This window comes from Sinimarinibacterium flocculans, from assembly GCF_003201205.1.
GTDB lineage: Bacteria > Pseudomonadota > Gammaproteobacteria > Nevskiales > Nevskiaceae > Solimonas > Solimonas flocculans.
This window is the reverse complement of the sequence record NZ_QICN01000003.1, coordinates 267055-287343: the sequence shown is the minus strand read 5'-3', so window position 1 is coordinate 287343 and position 20289 is coordinate 267055. Positions and strand designations below refer to the sequence as shown.

The following is a 20289-nucleotide window of genomic DNA, read 5'->3' as shown; positions in this document are numbered from 1 at the left end:
GACAGCGCATTGTCGCGCGGATTGAATGGCGGCGGACAAAGAGAACAACGGAGATCGCGATGCACGATCTGCAGGCGGACCGGAGGAGACGCGCCGGCATCATCCGCGCGCCGCGCGGCGCGCGGCGCAGTGCGCGCTCGTGGCTCACCGAGGCGCCGCTGCGCATGCTGATGAACAACCTCGATCCGGAGGTCGCCGAGAATCCCGAGGCGCTGATCGTCTACGGCGGCATCGGCCGCGCGGCCCGCGACTGGGCCTGTTTCGATGCGATCGTCGAGACGCTGAAGACGCTGGCCGACGACGAGACCCTGCTGATCCAGTCCGGCAAGCCGGTGGGCGTGTTCCGCACGCATGCCGACGCGCCGCGCGTGCTGATCGCGAACTCCAATCTCGTGCCGCACTGGGCCACCTGGGAGCATTTCCACGCGCTCGATCGCAAGGGCCTGATGATGTTCGGGCAGATGACCGCCGGTTCGTGGATCTACATCGGCAGCCAGGGCATCGTGCAGGGCACCTACGAAACCTTCGCCGAGGCCGGGCGTCAGCACTGCGGCGGCGACCTGGCCGGCAAGTGGATACTCACCGGCGGGCTCGGCGGCATGGGCGGCGCGCAGCCGCTGGCGGCGACGATGGCCGGTGCCTCGATGCTGGCGGTGGAATGCGACGCTTCGCGCATCGACATGCGTCTGCGCACACGCTATCTCGACGTGCGCTGCGACGCCCTCGACGAGGCCCTCGCGTGCATCCACGACGCCCACGCGCAGCGGCGCGCGGTCTCGGTCGGCCTGCTCGGCAACGCCGCGGAAATCTTCCCCGAGGTGCTGCGCCGCACGCAGGACGGCGATGCGCGTGCGCGGCCCGACATGGTCACCGACCAGACCAGCGCACACGATCCGCTCAACGGCTACCTGCCCGCCGGCTGGACCCTCGACCGCGCAGCGCGTGAGCGCGTCGCAGACCCGGAAGGCGTGATTGCCGCGGCGAAGGATTCGATGGCGCAGCAGGTGCGCGCGATGCTCGGCTTCCACGAGCTGGGCATCCCCACCTTCGACTACGGCAACAACATCCGCCAGATGGCGCAGGACGAAGGCGTTGCCGATGCCTTCGCGTTTCCCGGCTTCGTGCCGGCCTATATCCGCCCGCTGTTCTGCCGCGGCATCGGCCCGTTCCGCTGGGCGGCGCTGTCGGGCGATCCGGAAGACATCCGCAAGACCGATGACAAGGTGCGCGCCCTGCTGCCGGACCACGCCTCGCTGCACCGCTGGCTGGACATGGCGCGCGAGCGCATCGCCTTCCAGGGGCTGCCGGCGCGCATCTGCTGGATCGGCCTGGGTGAGCGCGCGCGGGTGGGTCTGGCGTTCAACGAGATGGTCGCGCGCGGCGAGCTGTCGGCGCCCATCGTCATCGGGCGCGATCATCTGGATTCGGGATCGGTGGCCAGTCCCAACCGAGAGACCGAGGCGATGCGCGACGGCTCGGACGCGGTATCGGACTGGCCGCTGCTCAATGCGCTGCTGAACTGCGCGAGCGGCGCGACCTGGGTGTCGATCCACCACGGCGGCGGTGTCGGCATGGGCTTTTCGCAGCATGCCGGCATGGTCGTCGTCTGCGACGGCACGCCGGAGGCGGCGCGGCGCATCGAGCGCGTGCTGACCAACGATCCGGGCAGCGGCGTCATGCGCCATGCCGACGCCGGCTACGAGGACGCGATCGCCTGCGCGCGCGAGCATGGCCTGCGGCTGCCGATGCTGGATGCGGCAGCGGGAGCATCCCGTGGCTGAATGGCATCTGCGTCCCGGGCATCTGACGCTCAGCGAGCTGCGTCACCTGCTGGCCGGTCGCGCGCGCCTGTCGATCGAGCCGGCGTTCTGGCCGGCCGTCGAGGCCTCCGCGGCGGCCGTGGCCGCCGCCGTCGAACGCGGCGAGCCGGCCTACGGCATCAACACCGGCTTCGGCAAGCTCGCCAAGGTGCACATCGCCAACGACCAGCTCGAGCGCTTGCAGCTCAACCTGGTGCGCTCGCACGCGGTCGGCGTCGGCGAATGGCTCGACGACGCCACCGTGCGCCTGGTGCTGGCGCTCAAGGCCGCGAGTCTCGCGCGCGGCGCCTCCGGAGTGCGCCGGGAGCTGATCGAGGCGCTGCTCGCGCTGTACAACGCCGGTGTGCTGCCGTGCGTGCCGTCGCAGGGGTCGGTCGGTGCCTCGGGCGATCTGGCGCCGCTTGCGCACCTGACGCTGGCGCTGCTCGGCGAAGGTGAAGTGCGCATCGACGGCCGCGTCGTGCCCGCTGCCGAAGGCTTGCGACATGCGGGCCTCGAGCCGATGGCGCTCGCGGCCAAGGAGGGGCTGGCACTGCTCAACGGCACGCAGGTGTCGACGGCGCTGGCGATCCGCGCGCTGTTCGAGGCCGAGGACGTCTTCGCCGCAGCGGTGGTGACCGGCGCGCTGTCGGTCGATGCCGCGCGCGGCTCCGATGCGCCCTTCGATCCGCGCGTCCAGGCGCTGCGCGGGCAACCGGGACAGAGCGACGTCGCCGCGGTCTACCGGCGCCTGCTCGACGGCAGCGGCATCCGCGCCTCGCATCGCGTCAACGACGAACGCGTGCAGGACCCGTACAGCCTGCGTTGCCAGCCGCAGGTGATGGGCGCCTGCCTCGACCTGATCCGCAATGCCGGCCGCACGCTGCTGATCGAGGCCAATGCGGTCACCGACAATCCGCTCGTGTTCGAGGACAGCGGCGAGGTGATCTCCGGCGGCAACTTCCACGCCGAGCCGGTCGCGCTCGCTGCCGACACGCTGGCACTGGCGATCGCGGAAACCGGCGCGCTGTCGGAGCGGCGCATCGCACTGCTGATCGACGCGACGCTGTCGGGACTGCCGCCGTTCCTGGTGCGCGAGCCGGGCCTGAACTCCGGCTTCATGATGGCGCACGTGACTGCGGCCGCACTGGCCTCGGAGAACAAGTCGCTGGCACACCCGGCGAGCGTCGACAGCCTGCCGACCTCGGCCAACCAGGAAGATCACGTCAGCATGGCCACGTTCGCGGCGCGCCGGTTGCTGCCGATGTGCGCGAACACGCGGCGCATTGTCGCCATCGAGCTGCTCGCGGCCGCACAGGGCATCGATTTCCACGCGCCGCTGCAGACCTCCGAGCCCCTGCAGGCGGTGCACCTGGCGCTGCGCGAACAGGTCGCCGCGCTCGACGAGGACCGGGTGCTGGCGACCGATATCGCCGCCGCCGACGCCCTGCTGGCGAGCGAGATCCTGACGCCGATGGTCGCCGACCTGCTGCCCTCGTGGAGGCCGGAGTGAGCCAGGCGCTGTTCGCCGCACAGGCGTGGCTGCCGGACGGCTGGGCGCAGGACGTACGCGTCGACATCGGCGACGACGGCCTCGTGTCCGGTGTAGCCGCGAACGCGTCGGCCGACGGCGCCGAGCGCCTCGCCGGCCCGCTGATTCCCGGCATGCCGAACCTGCACTCGCACGCCTTCCAGCGTGCGATGGCCGGCCTGACCGGTGCGGGCGGTCCGCAGGGCGACAATTTCTGGGCCTGGCGTGCCTGCATGTACCGGTTTCTCGAACGGCTCACACCGGACGATCTCGAGGCCATCGCCGCGCAGCTCTACGTCGAGATGCTCGAGCGCGGCTATACCACTGTCGGCGAGTTCCACTACCTGCATCACGATGCCGACGGCAGGCCGTATACCGATCCGGCGGAGACCGCGCTGCGCGTGGTCGCGGCCGCCGGGGAGACGGGCATCGGTCTGCGTCTGCTGCCGGTGTTCTACGCGCATGCGGGATTCGGCGGCGAACCGCCGGCGGACGGACAACGGCGTTTCGTCTGCGATCTCGATGGCTATGCACGCCTCGCGGAGCGCTGTGCGCAGGTGACCGCCATCGGCTTTGCGCCGCATTCGCTGCGCGCGGTCACGCCGGACGAACTGCAGGCGATCCTGGCGCTGCGTGCCTCCATGTCGGCCCAGGCGCCGGTGCACATCCACGCGGCCGAGCAGACGCGCGAGGTCGACGACTGTCTCGAATGGAGCGGCCAGCGCCCGGTCGAGTGGCTGCTGTGGAACGCGCCGCTGGACCGCCACTGGTGTCTGGTGCACGCCACGCACATGCGCGAACTCGAGGCCGCAGCACTGGCCAGTCACGGCGCCGTCGCCGGCCTGTGTCCGAGCACCGAGGCGGATCTGGGCGACGGTCTCTTCAATGCCGAGCCTTTCCTGCTCGCCGGTGGGCATATCGGCATCGGGGGAGACAGTCATGTCGGCACCGACCCGTTCGCCGAGCTGCGCCTGTTCGAATACGGACAGCGCCTCGTGCGCCGGCGCCGCAACCTGTTCGAACGCCGCGAAGGGCGCAGCGTCGGCGCCGCGCTGTACCGCGCCGCCGCGTCGGGCGGCGCGCAGGCGCTCGGCTTCGCTGCCGGTGCCATCGCGCCGGGACTGCGGGCCGACCTGGTCGTGCTCGACCCCGACGACCCGGCGCTGGCCGGGCACCGCGGCGACCGCTGGCTCGACGCCGCGATCTTCGGCCCTGCGCGCCGTCCGGTGCGCGACGTCATGGTCGGCGGGCGGTGGCGGGTGCGCGGCGGCCGTCATCCGCAGGCCGAAGCGACGTTCGCGCGCTATCGCGCGACGCTTCGGCGTCTGGTGGCATGAGCGGATATGCAGGAGCGCCTTCAGGCGCGACCGCGGGCCGGTTCGCGTCGCGTCGGGTCGCGCCTGAAGGCGCTCCTGCAGGGGAATAGCGCGATGCAGGTCGATGCGGTCTGGACCAACCTGCATCTCGCGACGCTCGACACGCCGAGCGGCTACGGCGAGATCGAGGACGCCGCGATCGCTGTGCGCGACGGGCGCATCACCTGGCTCGGACCGCGCGCGCGGCTGCCGCAGAACCTGCAGTCGGCCGTCAGCCATGACGGCGGCGGCGGCTGGTTGACGCCCGGTCTGATCGACTGCCACACGCATCTTGTCTGGGCCGGCAGCCGCGCGGACGAGTTCGAACGCCGTCTTCAGGGGGCGAGCTATGCCGAGATCGCCGCGGCCGGCGGCGGCATCCTGTCGACGGTGCGCGCGACGCGCGCCGCCGACGAGCAGGCACTGTACGAGCAGAGCCTCCGGCGGCTGCATGCGCTGTCGGCACAGGGCGTGACCTCGGTCGAGATCAAGTCCGGTTATGGCCTGGAACTGCACGCGGAGCGCCGCTGCCTGCGGGTGGCGCGCCGGCTCGGCAGTGAGCAGCGCGTGCATGTGACGACGACCTTTCTCGGCGCGCACACGCTGCCGCCGGAGTACGCCGGTCGCGCCGACGATTACATCGATGCGCTGGCAACGACGCTGCTGCCGGCGCTGCACGCCGAGCATCTGGTCGACGCCGTCGATGGCTACTGCGAGCCGATCGCGTTCACGCCGGCGCAGCTGCGCCGCCTATTCGACGCGGCGCGCATGCTCGGCCTGCCGGTGAAGCTGCATGCCGAACAGTTGTCGGACGGCGGTGGCGCACAACTTGCCGCGTCCGTGGCCGCGTTGTCCGCGGACCATCTTGAGTACGTCAGCGACGCCGGACTCGCGGCGATGGCGGGCGCCGGCACCGTCGCGGTGCTGCTGCCCGGCGCCTACTACGCGCTGCGCGAGACACGGGCGCCGCCGGTTGCCGCGATGCGGCGGCTCGGCGTGCCGATGGCGGTGGCGACCGACTGCAATCCGGGCACCTCGCCGTGCGCGTCGCCGCTGTTGATGCTCAACATGGCCTGCACGCTGTTCGGGCTCGCGCCGGACGAGGCCCTGGCCGGCATGACCCGCCATGCCGCGCGGGCGCTCGGCCTGCACGCCGATCGCGGCCGGCTCGCGATCGGCCTGCGCGCGGACTTCGCCCTCTGGGACGTCGCGCATCCGCGCGAACTCGCGTACTGGATCGGCGGTCGCTCCTGTGTCGGCCGCGTGGTCGACGGCGTACCGGTGGAGGCGACGTGACCGCAGACGATGCACCCGTAGGTGACGTATCGGCAGACGACAGGCTCGACGTCTGGATCGACGGCGACTCGCCGCTGCTGATCGACGTACCGCACGCCGGGACGTACATGCCGCCGGCGCTGCGGGCGCAGATGACGCCGATCGCGCAGAACGTGCCGGACGCCGACTGGCACGTGCATCTGCTCTACGGCTTCGCGGGTGAAGTCGGGGCGAGCCTGATGGCGGCCACCCATGCCCGCTATGTCGTCGACCTGAACCGCGATCCGCAGGGCGCTGCGCTGTATCCGGGCGCCGACAACAGCGAGCGTGTGCCGCTGCTGAGCTTCGACCGTGAACCGCTGTACGCAGGCGCCGCGCCCGACGCCGCCGAGGTCGAACGGCGGATGGCGCGGTACTGGACGCCGTATCACCGGCGCCTGCGGCAGCGGCTCGACGCGATTCGCGCGCGTCACGGCCATGCGATCCTGCTCGACGCCCACTCGATCCGTTCGGCCGTGCCGCGTTTCTTCGACGGGCGGCTGCCCGACCTGAACCTCGGCACGGCGGACGGCGCGAGTTGCCCGGCCGGGCTGGGCGACGCCGCGTTCGCGGTGCTGCAGCGATCGGATTTCGGCGCCGTGCGCGACGGCCGTTTCAAGGGCGGCTACATCACGCGCCACTACGGTCGGCCGCAGGACGGCGTGCACGCACTGCAGCTCGAGATCGCACAGGCGTGCTACATGGACGAGCAGCCGCCGTGGCCGTGGGATGCGCGCAGGGCGCAGCCGCTGCAGCAGGTGCTGCGGCGGCTCGTCGACGTGCTGCTGCGCTGGACGCCGTGACGAGCGGGCGGACGTCTCAGTACAGCTTGCGCTCGCCTGCCGGCGGCGGCTGCCACTGGTAGACCCAGGTCTCCGATACCGGCTGCCTGCCATTGCGCAGCACCAGGCGCAGGTCGATGGGCTCGGTCGATTCGTCCGGCGGCACGATGTCGAACAGGGCGCGACGGCCCCTGATCGGCGTCAGCGGGCGCGCCGACACCAGCTCGATGCGGCCGCGCGAAGCGCTGACCTCGGCCTCGATGTCGGCCTCGTCGCCGAGCAGCGCGAGCGCACCGCCGGCGAAGTCGACCGCGAAGCGCCACGAGAAGTACTCGCGCTTCTGGCCGATCACGCCGCCGAGACCGGTGCGCGTGGCCTGCACGGTCGCCAGTGCGGGCTGCACGGGCGGTCTGGCACCCCAGTGCAGGCGGTAGCCGAACAGATACTCCTCGCCGGCTTGCACGGGCGTCTGCGGATTCCAGAAGGCGACGATGTTGTCGAAGGTTTCGTCGACGGTCGGAATCTCGACCAGCTGCACCGCGCCCTTGCCCCAGCCGGTCCCTGCGGGCCCGTTGCGCGGCTCGACCCACAGGCTCGGCCGGCGGTCGTACCAGACGCCGTCGTCCTGGTAATGGTCGAAGTCGCGGTCGCGCTGCAGCAGGCCGAAGCCGCGCGGGTTGTCGTCGAAGAACGAGTTGACGCGGACGTCGCGCGGATTGACCAGCGGCCGCCAGATCCATTCGCCGGCGCCGGTCGCGAGCGCCAGGCCGTCCGAGTCGTGGATCTCGGGGCGGAAGTCGTAGGCGAAGCGGCGGTCGTTCTCGCCGGTCTGGTACATGCTCGTCAGCGGTGCGATGCCGAGACGCTCGATCGGCTTGCGCGGATACAGCGCGGCGTCGACGTCCATGGTCAGGTTCTCGCCGGGCACGATGCCGAAGCGATACGCGCCGGCGACGCTCGGTGAATCGAGCAGGGCGTAGACGACGAGTTCGTTGCTGCCGGCAGCCGGCCGTTCGATCCAGAACGTGGTGAAGCGCGGAAACTCCTCGGGCCTCGGCAGGCCGGTGTCGATCGCCAGGCCGCGCGCCGACAGGCCGTACTGGCGCTCGGCGCCGACGGCGCGGAAGTACGAAGCGCCGAGAAACGCGGCGATGTCGCGGGTCCAGTCGGAGTGGTGCAGCAGGCGGAATCCGGCGTAGCCCAGATTCTTCGAGAGGCGCCCCAGCTTCAGATGACCGGTCTCGAACTGATCCGGGTCGTAGTCGACATGCCGCGCCTGACCATCGACGAGTTCGAAGATCTGCACCGGGTGCTTGAAGAACAGGCCCGGGTGGAACATCTCGACGCGGAAGGCCAGATCGTCACCGTGCCAGAGCGCGTGCTTCTTGACGAAGCTCAGCTTCTGATAGTCGTCCCAGGAGATGCTGTCGAGCACTTCCGGCAGTTCGTTTTTCGGCTCGACGTACGCGGCCGCCGCGAGCGTGCGCGCGCGCCCCTTGAGCCAGGCGTAGTCGAAGGGCGCGGCCGGTGCCGCCGCTGCGCGGCCGCCGAGCAGGGCCGCCGCGGGCAGGCCGTAGAGGGAAAGCGCCGTCGCGGCGCGCAGCAGTTCGCGTCGATTCATGGTCGTGTCCGGCCGCCGCCGGGAGAGCGGCGCATCATCGCAGGGCGGCAGTTGACCCGCCGGGCAATGAACGCCGCTTTAACGCGCCGGGTGCAGCTCCGGCACGGCGACGCCGGTGGCCGCTTCCGGGTTGAGTTCCGGCGGCAGCAGCCGGTACATCACCGGCGTGACCAGGCGGCCGATCAGCGTCGAGGTGATCAGCCCGCCGATGATGACCCAGGCCATCGGCGCGTACAGCGCCGCGCCCTGCACCGCCAGTGGCGTCAGGCCGCCGATTGCCGTGACCGAGGTCAGCAGGATCGGCAGGAAGCGGATCTCGCCGGCCTCGACGATGGCATCCATCAACGGACGTCCCTGCTGGCGCAACTGGTTGGTGAAGTCGACCAGCAGGATCGAGTTCTTGATCTCGATGCCGGTCAGTGCGATGAAGCCGATCATCGCCGTGAAGCTCAGCGAATTGCCGGTCAACCACAGCATGAGAATGCCGCCCATGATGCCCAGCGGCACCACGGTGGCGACGATCAGCGTCGACTTGAAGCTGCCGAACTCCAGCACCAGCACGGCGAGGATGCCGAAGACTGCGACCAGGATCGCCGTGCCGAAACCGGCGAAGCTGTCCTCGCGGCTCTCGATCTCGCCGGCGGCGACGAAGCGGTAGCCCTGCGGCCAGTCGCGCGCGGTGATCTGGTCGAGGACGTCGTAGGTGACGCGCTCGGTGTTGTAGCCGGTCTCGGTGTACGCCGAGATCAGGATCGCGCGCTCGCGGTCGCGCCGGTAGATCAGCGGCGGCGATTCGACCAGCCGCGGTGCGGTGAGCTGTGCGAGCGGAATCTGCGCGCCGCTGGCACTGCCCACGTGCAGGCCGTCGAGCGCGCCCAGCGTCGGGCGGTCGGACAGCGGCGCGCGCAGCACGATCGGGTAGCTGTCGCCATCGGCCTCGCGGAACTCGCCGGCCTCGATGCCGGCCACCGCCATGCGCACGATCTGGTCCAGTTCCAGCGGGGCGACGCCGAGCAGGCCGGCCTTGGTGGTGTCGATGCCCAGGTCCAGGTCCACGCGCGGGCGGCGCTGGTTGTTGACGACGTTGCGCGTGCCCGGTGTCGCACGCATCAGTGTCTCCACCTCGGCGGCGATGCTGCGCAGGGTGGCGAGGTCCGGCCCGATCACCCGGATCGCGATCGGCGCCTCCATCGGCGGGCCGTTCTCGAATTCCTTGAGGACGATCTCGGCGCCGGGAATGGCGTCGAGCTGTGTGCGCAGCTCGTCGAGCAGGCGCCGCGTCGCCTCGCCGCGGAACTCGCGCAGCTGCACGAAGATTTCCGCGGTGTGCGCGGCGTACTCGCGCTGGAAGACGTTGTAGTAGATCTGCGGGTTGCCGCGACCGAGGTTGGCCATCGTGTGCTCGACCTCGGGCTGCGCACGCAGGATGTCCTCCGCCTGCCGCAGCACCTCGTCGGTGCGCGCGATGCTGCTGCCGTTCGGCAGCGTGATCTGGACCAGGAACTGCGGCGTGTCGGCCTTGGGGAACATGCTCATGCCGATCATCGGCACCAGCGCGAAGCTCGCGGCGACCGCAGCCAGCGACAGCAGCACCGTCGTGCGCGGAAACGCGAGTGCGCGTCGCAACCACGGCGCGTAGACGCCATGGATCACGCGCAGCAGCGCCTGCAGCGCGCGGTTGCCTTCGGCCGGTTCCTCGCGTGGCAATACGCGCGAGGCCAGGAACGGAATGATCGTCAGTGCGATGAACAGCGAGGCGGCGACCGTGAACGTCACCGCGGCCGGCAGCGAGCGGATGAACTTGCCGGCGTTGCCGGGCAGCGACAGCAGCGGCAGGAAGGCGAACAGCAGCACCGCGGTACAGCCGACTACGGCCAGCGAGATCTGTCGCGTTGCCAGGATCGCCGCCTGCTGGCGCGAGTGGCCCATGCGCAGGAAGCGCGCAATGTTCTCGACGACGACGATGGAGTCGTCGACCAGCAGGCCGAGTGCGACGACGAAGCCGGCGATCGACAGCTGGTTGAGCGAGAAACCGGTGAAGTACAGGGCGGCGACACCGGTCAGCAACGACAGTGGTATCGACACCATGACGATGCCGGCCGCGCGCAGGCCCAGCGGCAGCAGCGTCACCGACACCAGCACGATGGCGATGAGGAAGTCCGCACTCAGGCGGTTGAGGCGGTTGCGCACGTTCTTCGACTGGTCGAAGGCGCTGATCAGCTCGACGCCCGCGGGCAGCTCGGCGGCGAAGGACTCGACGACGGTCGCGATCGCCTGCTGCGTGACGAAGATGTTCTGCCCGGGTTTCTGGTTCGCCGTGACCCAGACGGCGCGGCGACCGTCGAGCCGTGCGGTGTGGTCGAGCGGGCCGTGATCCCAACGCACCTCGGCGACGTCGCGCACGCGGATCACGCTGTCGCCATGACCGGCGACGACGGTGTCGAGCACTTCCTCGGGCGAGTCGTAGCTGCCGCTGGTCTTGAGGTTGAAGCGGCGGCTGCCGATCTCGACGCCGCCGCCCGGGACATTGGTGTTCTGCGCCGAGACCGCCTGCAGCACCTGCGTCGCCCGCAGCTTCAGCTCGGCCAGGCGCGCGAGGTCCAGCTCTACGCGCAGCTCGCGATCGGGGAAGGCCCAGGTCTCGGACTCGCGCACGCCGGGCACGCGTTCGAGCCGGTCCTTGAGCGCCTCGGCGGCGTCCTCGAGCGTCCGCCAGGACACCGTGTCCGACGCCAGCGCGATCTGCACGATGTTGACGTAGCCCGGGTTGATCTTCTTGACCTCGAGGCTCGCCAGGCCGTCCGGCAGCTCCGGCCCGAGTGCGGCGATCTCGCGCGTGACCTCGTCGTACTTCTTGTCGACGTCGACATGCGCCTCGAACTCGATGCGCACGATGCCGAGCGAGTCGTCGGAGGTGGAGACCATCTCCTTGAGGTCGTCGAGCGTGTTGATCGCATCCTCGATCGGCTCGACCACCTGGCGCTCGACTTCGACCGGATCGGCGCCGGGGTAGACGGCGATGACCTGGAACGCGGAGATCGGGAAGTACGGATCCTCGGTACGCGGGATGTTGTTCCACGACGAGATGCCGACGGCGACGAGCAGCAGGAACACCACCAGCATGAACGGAACGTTGCGGACCGCGAAGTCGGAGATGCGCATGGCGGGGGCCTTCCGTTCGGCGGTCAGTTGACGACGCGCACGGCTTCGCCGTCACGCAGGTACGGCGCGCCGTCGGTGACCACCTGCGTGCCTTCCGGCAGCGATTCGGCGAGCACCGCGTGCGTACCGGAAACGAAGGCCACCGGGACACGCCGCGCGGCGACGCTGCCGCCTTCGTGGACGAACAGCAGCATCGCGTCGCCGTTGCCTTCCACCAGTGCCGACAGCGGCACGTAGCTGCGCTGATCGCCGCCGTTGCCGGCGGCGATCTCGGCACGGCCGATCATGCCGGCGGCGAAGCGAGCGTCGCCGGCATCGAAGGCGATCTCCACCGGGAACACGCCGCTGCGCGGATCGGCCGCGCCGCCGAGCAGGCTGACCCGTCCGGCGAAGCTGCGGCCGGGATGGGCGTCGAAGCGCAGGCTCGCGGCATCGCCGTCATGCAGGCGCACGAAGTCGCGGTCGGGCACACCGAGCCTGAGCGTCCAGCCATCGCCGCCGCGGCTGACATCGAGAATCGGCTGACCGGGCGTGACCAGCTCGCGCGGCTCGGCCAGCCGGCGCAGCACGCGGCCGTCTGCCGGCGCGACGATCTCGGCGTAGCGGCGGTTGTACTCGGCGGCGTCGAGCTGGGCACGCGCAACCGCGGCGGCGGTTTCGAGGTCGTCGAGCTGCTCCTGGGTCAGCACGTCGTCCTCGAACAGGCCGCGGCCGCGCTCCAGGTCGCGGCGCGCCTTGCCGTGGGCCTCGCGCGCCTGCGCCACGGCGGCGTCGATCTCGGTGGTCTCGAGCCGTGCCAGGCGTTGACCGGCGTGCACCGTGTCGCCGGCCTGCACGGCGATCTCGCGGATCATGCCGCCGGTCTTGAACGCGAGCCGCGACTCGTCGGCCGGCGCGAGCACGCCGGTGGCGACGACCGGCGGCTGTGCCGGCCCGGATTCGACGACGGCGATACGCACGGCGCGCAGCGGCGCGGCATCGGGAGTCTCGGTCGCCGCCGGCGAACAGGCCGACAGTACCGCGGTCGCTGTCAGCAGCACGGCCGGGAACCGGCGACGGGAACGTGAAAGCCGCGTGGTCATGACTTACTCCGGAGTGCCGGCGACCAGCGTCGCGGGCAGGGGATAGCCGGCATTGGCCAGCTCCAGTTCTGCAGCGCGATCGAGCGCGGTACAGCGCGCGATCGCGACATTAAGCCGGGCTTCGGTGAGGGCCCGTTGGGCGTCGAGGAACTCGATCTGCGCGAGGCTCGCCGCGGCGCGCTTGCGCTCGGCGATGCGGAACACTTCCTCGGCCGCCGCCAGGCGTGCGTCGGCGGCGTCGACGGCGCGCCGGGCCGTGTCGAGCTGAGCCGCGGCGGTCCAGCGCGCGAGTTCGAGCTGGTGGTCCAGTTCGCGTCGTTCGGCCCGCAGCTGCGCGGCCTCGGCCGCGGCGGCGCGCGTGGTCGCGCGACGCTGGCCGAAGTCGAACAGCGACCAGTTCAGCACCAGCGAGACGGTGCCGAAGTCGTCCTCGGCACCGGTGCGGTAGCGCTCGCCCTGGATGCCGTAGTCGGCGGCCAGCGCCAGCGTCGGCCGGCTGGCGGCACCGGCAGCACGCCGGCCGGCGTCCGCGGCGTCGATGGCGCGGTCGAGCTGGCGCAGCTCGGGGCGGATGGCCGCAGCGGCGATCGCGGCGTCCGGCCGCGCCAGCGCCGACGGTTCGGGCAGCGCGAGCGGCGCGTCGGCGTCGCGATCGCGCAGGATGTTGAGGCGACGCCGCGCCTGCCGTGCGAGCACGGCTGCCTCGTCTCGCCGCTGCTGCACCTCGAGGCGCTCGGCCTCGGCGCGCAGCTCGCGGTCGCGCGTGGCCTTGCCGGCCTGGATCAGGGCCTGCGAGACGCGCACGTCCTCGGCGAGCAGGTCGATGCTGGCGTCGAGAATGCGTTCGGCGGCCTCGGCCTGGATCGCGCCGTAGTAGGCGCGCTTGACCTCGCGCACCAGCACGCGCGCGTAGGCCTCGCGTTCGGCCAGTCGCGCGCCGTGCAGGGCGGTCTGCGCATCGGCGTTCGCCCACAGGGCCGGTGCATACAGCGGGGCGGTGAGGCTCAGCCTGGTTTCCTGCTCTTCTTCGCGCAGCAAGCGGATCGACTGGTTCTCGATCTGCGGGAAGACCGGTTCTTCGCCGCGCTCGACAAGGAACTGGTTGAGCGTCGCGTAGACGCCGTTGAGCAGGTCGCCAGCGGGGAAGTCGATCGTGCGCCCGCCGTCGGCCCGCGTGTAGCGGGCGTTGAGCGCGAGGCCGGGCAGCCGCTGCGCGCGGGCCGCGGCGGCGGTCTCGGCGCTGGCCGTGGCGGCGGCGCTGCGTGCCTGCAGCGCCGGATTGGCGTCCAGGGCTTCGGCCACGTAGCGGTCGAGCAGCTCGTTCGCGGCAGCCGGCTGTGACAGCAGCGGCGCGGCGAGGCCGAGGATGGCGTGGATCAGCAGGCGCTTCATGCGGACTTCTCCGGAACGGGGCGCAGGCCGCGCGCGGCCAGCTCGATCGCGTACTCGACAAAGCGTTCGGTGCCGATGCCGACGCGCGAGAAGAAGTGCCGCTTGGTGCGGGCGAGCTGGATCAGTCCGTGGGTGAAGGCCCACAGCGACAGCGCGCTCAGCAGCGGGTGCTCCAGATCGGCGCGGATCGAGCCGTCGCGCATGCCGCGCTCGATGCATTTGACGGTGACCATGTGCACCGCCAGGCCGCAGTCCATGACCGTCTGCTCGATCGAATCCGGTGCGATCTGCTCCGGCGGATGTGCCTCGAGCCGGGTCAGCGCCTGGAAGTAGCACGGAAACTCGTCGGCGAAGGCGAAGTAGCTGCGCCCGAGTGCCAGCACCTGGTCGTGCCCGCGCGCATGGGTGGCCGCGGCGGCCACGAAGCGCTCGCGCAGCAGCGTCAGCGCCCGCGCGCAGATGGCCAGGTGCAGTTCGGCCTTGTTGCGGAAGTAGAGGTAGACCAGGGCGCGTGAAACCCGCGCCTGGCGGGCCACGTCCTCCATCTTCGCGGCGTCGAAGCCCGATTCGGTGAAGACGAGTTCCGCGGCATCGACGATGGCTTCGCGTCGCTGCTCCTTCTCCTCTTCCCGGCGCTGTCTCAGGTCGCTCATGACGCCGGACTCTGACACAGTGTCACAAGTTAGACAAGTGTCTAGTAAAAGCCCGCGAATCGCCGGCCCGCGGGCCGCCATGGCCGGCGCCGGGTCGGTCGGTCAGTGTCCGCGCAGCCGCGCGTCGAGCCAGTGCCAGACCAGCGGGTGATTGAGCAGGCGGATGTGGTGCACGCGCGTCAGGGTCGCGCTGTCGGCATCGGCGAGTTCGCGCGCGGTCGCACTGGGCAGGTCGACGAGACCGTCGCCGAGCGTGCGGGCGAGACGATCGTTCGCGGCATTGCCGAGCGTGCTGCCGAGGAAGTGGTAGCGCGCCCCTGCGATCCGCGCGATCGCCGCACGCGGCGTCGGCCCCAGGGCGTCGGGATCGCGGCCGCGCCAGTCACTGTCGTGGGTCGCGCCCTGGCGCAGGTCCTTGATGCCTGCGGAGCGGCTGCCGAGCAACTGCGCGAGCGGACGGCTCAGGGCATAGCGCCGCATGTGCGCGACACCGAGATTCACCGCCTGCTCGAGCGGCGCCCCGAGATGTGGCGAGCCGATGCAGAACACGTGCGAAACCTTGTCGGTCCACGGGGCCCGGCGCTGCGCACCGCTGTGCGCGGCGGCCCGTGCGACCAGTCCGCCCATGCTGTGGCCGATGAGCACGACGTTTTCGACCGGCACCGGCCATTCGGCGAACAACCGGTCCAGCGCCCGCGCGAACAACCGGCCGTTCTGTGAGATGTGCAGGCCGCTGTTGTAACGCAGATACAGCGGCGAGTAGCCGAGTGCGGCGATGCGCGTTCCGTAGTCGGCGGCATCGGCGGGCTGTTCGTCGCGGTACAGCGACCATGCATGCTCGGTGCAGCACAGGCCGTGCACGAAGATCGCCAGGCGCGGGCGCGCATCCGGGCAGGCGACCGCGAGCGCATCGCGTCGCAGCTCGAGGCGCCGGCTGCTGCGGTTGCCTTCGCCATCCGGCGCCGCGTAGAAACCGAGCCGTGGTGCCAGGGGATTGCGCCGCGCCGCCATGTCGTCTCCGACCAGGCCGCCGAGCGCGCCGACGAGTTGAGTTCCGTGGGCGCCGAGGTCGCGTTGCGGACGGTTTTCGGCGAGCGCGCTGCGCTCGATGGCGCGCAGCATCATGGCCGCCGCATCGATCACGGTCGTGCCTGTCAGCTGCACGGCGGTGTAGACGCCGTCGGTGATGCCGTCATGCAGTGCGCGCACCGGCGCGCTGCCTTCGCGCAGGCCCGGCGCGCGCGCGAGTGCATCGAACGGCAGATCCGAGATCGCCCGGTGCCACTCGTGAACGCGCAGAGCGATCTGGCCGAACAGGCGGCCGCCGAGATCGGCGGCGCCGCGCCACTGGGCGAACTCAGACGGTGTGCGGGGTGTCGCGGGCAGAGAGGACATTCGCCGATCCGGGGGAAGGACGGCGATGAGTGTACGACTGTTTACTGACTGGCGCCCGGCCGCGGCGCGTCCGCGGCCGGGCGCTGCGGTCAACCGGCGGCAGGCAGGCCGTCCGCGGCCGTCTCGCCGGCCCGCGTCCAGCGGTTGGCGCGGGTGAACGAGCCGAAATCGTTGAAGCGCACCCCCATCTCGCGCATCACCGCGTGCGCCTCGCGGGCCGTCCACTGGCGCACGTAGAACGGCTCCTTGACGACGAAATGGTGGATGGCGTGGGTGGCGCCGAAGTTGAAGCAGAACAGCTGGAACGGCACCAGCCACCACGGATTGAGCACCTGCGTCTGCTGGACGACGTTGTCGTCCTCGACGTCGCCGTAGTAGTGCATGTTGCTGCTGACGAAGTGCAGGCAGAAGCTGCGCAGCACATTCGGCCCGATCCAGACGACGACCAGCGGGTTCAGCCACTGCATGCGCGCCAGCGTCGCCGCCGACCAGGCGATCTCGCTGCCGGCCAGCGCGGCGACGGCGTTGGCGCCGTGGTAGCCGAGGAAGACATACCACAGGCCCCAGAACGCCCAGCCGAGCGGGAAGTAGGCGATCGGTCCGCCGATCAGCAGCAGCAGGCGATGCCTGCGGTCCTTCGCCTGCGGCACGCGCAGCAGCAGGGCGAGCGTCGCGTCGGCCAGCATCAGCAGGCGTGCGAGACCCCAGGGCCGGCCGTTGGTGATGCCGCGCTCCTCGGCATCCTTCTCGGTGCCCGAGTACTTGTGGTGACGGAAATGCAGCGTGCGCCGGATCCACGGATTGATCGTGCTCGGCCGCGCGAGCCACACCAGCGCCATCATCAGGTGGTGCAGCAGCGGCCGCTTGCGGAAGTACATCCAGTGGATCAGGTCGTGCTCGAGCTCGTGCGTGAACGAGGCGAAGATCGCGACGACCGGAAGGCACAGCCACCACGCGAGATGCCCGGCGAGATAGAGCCAGGCGGTGCCGGTCATGCCGGCCAGCGATGCCAGCAGGATGCCCATGCCGATCGCGTTCTGATGTCGCAGCCACGGGTGGCGCTGCCGCAGGTCGGCGCCGGCCTTGAGGACGACGGCCTTGATGTGCTCGGTCTTCTGCGCGTCGCTCATCGCGCCGGCGGCGGCATGGGCCGTCGTGGAATTTGCCAGAGGGGTCGGGCTCACCGCATGCTCCTCGAAACAAGTACAAGGGAATGTGCCGCAGCGTACGCACGATCGCGGCGCCGTACCCGACCGAAGCCGCCAAGCACTTGACCGATGCCGCCAACGACGGCCACCGCGCTGACGAGCTGGGCCAAAGCCATCCGCAAGGCGCTCGACGCGGCGGGCCAGGACAGCGCGCGCCTGTTCGCCGAGGCCGGCCTCGATCCGGCGCTACTCGACGACCCCTCGGCGCGCTACCCGGTGGCGGCGACCGCCCGCCTGTGGCGGCACGCCGTCGCCGCCACAGGCGACGATGCCTTCGGCCTCACGGTGGCGCGGCATGTCGGGCAGACCACCTTCCACGCGCTGGGGTATGCGTTGGGGGCCAGTGCGACCCTGCACGAGGCTTTCGAGCGCATGCTGCGCTACTTCGCCGTGGTCAGCGATGTCGCCGAGCTCGGCTTCGACGAGACACTGGACGGCTGGCGCTTCTCGATCCGCACCGACGGCGCGGCGACGCCGCCGGCGGACGAGGCGATCGACGCCTTTCTCGCGCTGATCGTGCGCCTGTGCCGCGGGCTGCTCGGTCGTCGCGAGTTTGCGCCACGACTGGTGCGCCTGCGCCGCGCGGCGCCGCGACATCGCACGGCCTTCGAGCGCCTGTTCCGCGCGCCGCTGCAGTTCAGCGCGGACGAGAACGCGCTGTATCTGGACGCCGCCGTACTGCACGAACCGCTCGACGGCGCCCACCCGGAGCTGGCACGGCACAACGACGAGATCGTGCAGCGCTACCTCGAGCGGCTGCAGCGCGACGATATCGTGGCGCGGGTGCGCGCTGCGATCACCGGCCTGCTGTCTCGCGGCGAGCCTGGCGCTGCCGCGGTCGCTGCGGCCCTGCACCTGTCGGAACGCAGCCTGCAGCGGCGCCTGGCCGAATCGGGGACACGCTACAGCACGCTGCTGCGCGATACGCGGCACCAGCTCGCGTGCAGCTACCTGCGCGATCCGCGAGCGAGCATCGGCGAGATCGCCTGGCTGCTCGGCTTCGGCGACCAGTCGAGTTTCACGCGCGCGTTCCGCCGCTGGGAGAACTGTTCGCCCAGCGCCTATCGGGACCGCGCGGTGTCCCGCAGCTGAATGCATCCCGGGGGCTTCACAAGTCTGGTCCGGGTTTTGCAAGATTTCCGTCACGAGCCGATTCGGTTTGCGACGGAGCCATCGCATGCAGATGCCGGATTTTGCGCAGGTGGGTGCGCCGCCCTTCGACGAGAAGGACCTGCGCTTTCTGTTCGAGCACTTTCCCGTGCCGGGCATCGATCCGGCGCAGGCCGTGCAGATGGTGCACGAGCGCCCGACGACGCTCGAATCCCTGCTCGAGAGCGACTACGTGGTCGAGGCGATCCGCGACCAGCAGACGATGTGGCTGGAGGTTTCGCCGCGACTGTTCTTCGACATCCTGCTGCGACGCGCCCTGCCCGGGCGGCGTCACGCGCAGGAGCGGCGCACCATCCACTACCTCGCTCACTTGCTCGGCCTGTTCACGCGCGCCGAGCGCCTGTACTCGGTGCAGCCGGATGAGGCGCAACGCTTCCAGTATCTGGTCGACCTCGTCGCCGAGGCGGCGCAGGCCGGGCCGGAACGCGGTTTCGTGGTGCACTCGCACATCGGCAACTACGCGCTGTTCCTCGCCGGCATCTGCCGCGACTGGATCGACGCACGCCATCGCTACAAGCGCCGGCCGGTCGATCTCGAGTACTACTGCAAGATGGGCAGTTCGTACTATTTCACGGCCTCGCGCCACCGCATGGCCGAGACGCTGGGCGTGCGCGACGTCTTCCGCGACCTCGCCCAGCGCTTTCACTACTACCGCGACGGTCTGGAGCGCATGCAGGCCGACTTCGTGCGGCATTGATCGCCTCGAGGCAGGGACGTCTCCCGGGTGCGGCCGGCGGTCATGCCGGGAATCATGCCCGGGAGACGCGCCTGCAGTGCTGCGTGCGCCACTGTGCCGGCGTGGTGCCGGTCCAGCGCTTGAAGGCGCGCTGGAAGGCGGTCTGCTCGGAGTAACCGAGCAGGAAGGCGATGTCGGTGAGGTCGAGCGCCGCATCCGCGAGGTGACGTTCGGCGAGTTCGCGTCGGACCTCGTCGACCAGCTGGCTGAAGCGCAGGCCCTCGGCCTGCAGCCGGCGCTGCAGGCTGCGTGACGACAGGGCGAGGGCGCCCGCCACCGCGTCGAGTTCGACCGGCGGCTGACGCAGCCGGCGAGCGATCTGCGCACGTGCCTGTGCCAGCCAATCCTCTCCCCGCGGCAGCGCGCGCAGCTGCTGATCGGCCAGGCGCTGCATCAGTTCGCGCATCGCCGGGTCGGGCTGGATCAGCGGCGCATCCAGCGCGGCAGCCGGCAGCGTCACGCGATAGCAGGCTTGCGAGAAGCGTACCGGGCAACCGAGCACGCGGGCGTGTTCGCGCGTGTCCGCCGGCTGGGCGTACATGACGTCGATGCGCAGCGGGCGGGCCTGCGCGCCCGCCATCCAGCGCGAGAAACTGACGAGGCCGGCGAGGTTGAACTCGGCGAGCTGGCGGTACGGGCCGTCGGTGCCCGGGTTCCAGCTCAGCGTCAGCGCGGTGGCGCCGCGCTGCAGCTCGACCCCGCCGAGATCGATGACCAGGGCCTGGTAGCGGCGCAGGGCCTCGAGCGCCTCGCCGAGGTGTGCACAGTTCATCGCGACGAAGCCCAGCGCGCCGTAATGCCCCGGGCGTACCTGCTCGCCGACGTGCAGCCCGAGCGCATCGTCGCCGAGCAGCGTCGCGGCACGGTCGAACAGGGCGGCACCCGTCGCCTCGGTGACGCGGGCGTCGCGGTCGGCGGCGTCGAAGGGCAGCTCCGCGAGCAGGGTGTCGACCGCAAGGCCATGGCCGCGCGCGTAATCCAGCAGCGCATGCAGATAGCCGACGGCGACGGTGTTGGCGCGAGCGGTCATGGCCCTTGGCGTGCGATGTCAGGACGTGTGCGGGTCACCCGGGCGAAGATGGCACGATC

15 protein-coding genes are annotated in these 20289 nt (G+C 70.6%); 7 read left to right on the top strand and 8 right to left on the bottom strand.

The genetic code is table 11. From position 1 onward, the window contains the following. Positions 1–59 precede the first annotated feature (59 nt). From hutU to hutG, 5 genes are all read left to right on the top strand, one after another. Positions 60–1781, top strand: coding sequence for a urocanate hydratase (gene hutU / locus C8D93_RS07735; protein WP_110264588.1), 1722 nt, complete (start codon positions 60–62; stop codon positions 1779–1781). Next, positions 1774–3312, top strand: coding sequence for a histidine ammonia-lyase (gene hutH / locus C8D93_RS07730; RefSeq protein WP_245903850.1), 1539 nt, complete (start codon positions 1774–1776; stop codon positions 3310–3312). The genes hutU and hutH overlap by 8 nt, the downstream gene beginning before the upstream one ends. Continuing rightward, entirely contained in the window at positions 3309–4667 is a 1359-nt protein-coding gene (locus C8D93_RS07725) for a formimidoylglutamate deiminase (RefSeq protein WP_211307254.1), read from the top strand. Before hutH ends, C8D93_RS07725 begins: the two co-directional genes overlap by 4 nt. A gap of 93 nt (positions 4668–4760) precedes the next feature. Further along, on the top strand, positions 4761–5981 hold the full coding sequence (hutI, locus tag C8D93_RS07720; protein ID WP_110264795.1) for an imidazolonepropionase: 1221 nt from the start codon (positions 4761–4763) through the stop codon (positions 5979–5981). A 56-nt stretch (positions 5982–6037) separates the two neighbouring features. Continuing rightward, complete coding sequence (gene hutG, locus C8D93_RS07715; protein ID WP_110264794.1) at positions 6038–6802, top strand: N-formylglutamate deformylase; 765 nt, start codon at positions 6038–6040, stop codon at positions 6800–6802. Positions 6803–6818: 16 nt separating this feature from the next. On the opposite strand, the gene C8D93_RS07710 is transcribed toward hutG, so the two are convergent. The 7 genes from C8D93_RS07710 to C8D93_RS07680 form a co-directional block, all read right to left on the bottom strand. Continuing rightward, a complete protein-coding gene (locus C8D93_RS07710) occupies positions 6819–8402 on the bottom strand; it encodes an OpgD/OpgG family glucan biosynthesis protein (protein ID WP_110264586.1) in 1584 nt (527 codons plus the stop codon). 78 nt (positions 8403–8480) lie between these two features. Next, positions 8481–11564, bottom strand: coding sequence for an efflux RND transporter permease subunit (locus C8D93_RS07705; RefSeq protein ID WP_110264585.1), 3084 nt, complete (start codon positions 11562–11564; stop codon positions 8481–8483). 23 nt (positions 11565–11587) lie between these two features. Further along, a complete protein-coding gene (locus C8D93_RS07700) occupies positions 11588–12646 on the bottom strand; it encodes an efflux RND transporter periplasmic adaptor subunit (RefSeq protein WP_110264584.1) in 1059 nt (352 codons plus the stop codon). Between the two features lie 3 nt (positions 12647–12649). Then, positions 12650–14038, bottom strand: a complete 1389-nt coding sequence (locus C8D93_RS07695; RefSeq protein ID WP_110264583.1) for a TolC family protein — start codon at positions 14036–14038, stop codon at positions 12650–12652. Then, entirely contained in the window at positions 14035–14691 is a 657-nt protein-coding gene (locus C8D93_RS07690; RefSeq protein WP_110264582.1) for a TetR/AcrR family transcriptional regulator, read from the bottom strand. Before C8D93_RS07690 ends, C8D93_RS07695 begins: the two co-directional genes overlap by 4 nt. 102 nt (positions 14692–14793) lie before the next feature. Then, complete coding sequence (locus C8D93_RS07685; RefSeq protein ID WP_110264581.1) at positions 14794–16086, bottom strand: esterase/lipase family protein; 1293 nt, start codon at positions 16084–16086, stop codon at positions 14794–14796. An 89-nt stretch (positions 16087–16175) separates the two neighbouring features. Beyond that, entirely contained in the window at positions 16176–17216 is a 1041-nt protein-coding gene (locus C8D93_RS07680; RefSeq protein ID WP_110264580.1) for a fatty acid desaturase, read from the bottom strand. Positions 17217–17363: 147 nt separating this feature from the next. Here C8D93_RS07680 and qhpR point away from each other — a divergent pair, with 147 nt between their 5' ends. Next, the gene (qhpR, locus tag C8D93_RS07675) at positions 17364–18386 is read left to right on the top strand and encodes an AraC-like transcriptional regulator QhpR (RefSeq protein ID WP_110264579.1); all 1023 of its coding nucleotides are present in this window, start codon (positions 17364–17366) and stop codon (positions 18384–18386) included. Positions 18387–18471: 85 nt separating this feature from the next. Further along, the gene (locus tag C8D93_RS07670) at positions 18472–19161 is read left to right on the top strand and encodes a hypothetical protein (RefSeq protein ID WP_110264578.1); all 690 of its coding nucleotides are present in this window, start codon (positions 18472–18474) and stop codon (positions 19159–19161) included. Between the two features lie 52 nt (positions 19162–19213). Here the strand turns inward: C8D93_RS07670 and C8D93_RS07665 are convergent, their stop codons facing one another. Further along, positions 19214–20230, bottom strand: a complete 1017-nt coding sequence (locus tag C8D93_RS07665; protein ID WP_110264577.1) for an AraC family transcriptional regulator — start codon at positions 20228–20230, stop codon at positions 19214–19216. Positions 20231–20289 lie beyond the last annotated feature (59 nt).

What these genes read in the sequence shown, in the direction of transcription:
- hutU (WP_110264588.1), top strand. Translation starts at nt 60, where the DNA reads ATGCACGATCTGCAGGCGGACCGGAGGAGACGCGCCGGCATCATCCGC.
- hutI (WP_110264795.1), top strand. Translation starts at nt 4,761, where the DNA reads ATGCAGGTCGATGCGGTCTGGACCAACCTGCATCTCGCGACGCTCGAC.
- C8D93_RS07710 (WP_110264586.1), bottom strand. Translation starts at nt 8,402, where the DNA reads ATGAATCGACGCGAACTGCTGCGCGCCGCGACGGCGCTTTCCCTCTAC.
- C8D93_RS07705 (WP_110264585.1), bottom strand. Translation starts at nt 11,564, where the DNA reads ATGCGCATCTCCGACTTCGCGGTCCGCAACGTTCCGTTCATGCTGGTG.
- C8D93_RS07700 (WP_110264584.1), bottom strand. Translation starts at nt 12,646, where the DNA reads ATGACCACGCGGCTTTCACGTTCCCGTCGCCGGTTCCCGGCCGTGCTG.
- C8D93_RS07695 (WP_110264583.1), bottom strand. Translation starts at nt 14,038, where the DNA reads ATGAAGCGCCTGCTGATCCACGCCATCCTCGGCCTCGCCGCGCCGCTG.
- C8D93_RS07690 (WP_110264582.1), bottom strand. Translation starts at nt 14,691, where the DNA reads ATGAGCGACCTGAGACAGCGCCGGGAAGAGGAGAAGGAGCAGCGACGC.
- C8D93_RS07685 (WP_110264581.1), bottom strand. Translation starts at nt 16,086, where the DNA reads ATGTCCTCTCTGCCCGCGACACCCCGCACACCGTCTGAGTTCGCCCAG.
- C8D93_RS07680 (WP_110264580.1), bottom strand. Translation starts at nt 17,216, where the DNA reads ATGAGCGACGCGCAGAAGACCGAGCACATCAAGGCCGTCGTCCTCAAG.
- qhpR (WP_110264579.1), top strand. Translation starts at nt 17,364, where the DNA reads ATGCCGCCAACGACGGCCACCGCGCTGACGAGCTGGGCCAAAGCCATC.
- C8D93_RS07670 (WP_110264578.1), top strand. Translation starts at nt 18,472, where the DNA reads ATGCAGATGCCGGATTTTGCGCAGGTGGGTGCGCCGCCCTTCGACGAG.
- C8D93_RS07665 (WP_110264577.1), bottom strand. Translation starts at nt 20,230, where the DNA reads ATGACCGCTCGCGCCAACACCGTCGCCGTCGGCTATCTGCATGCGCTG.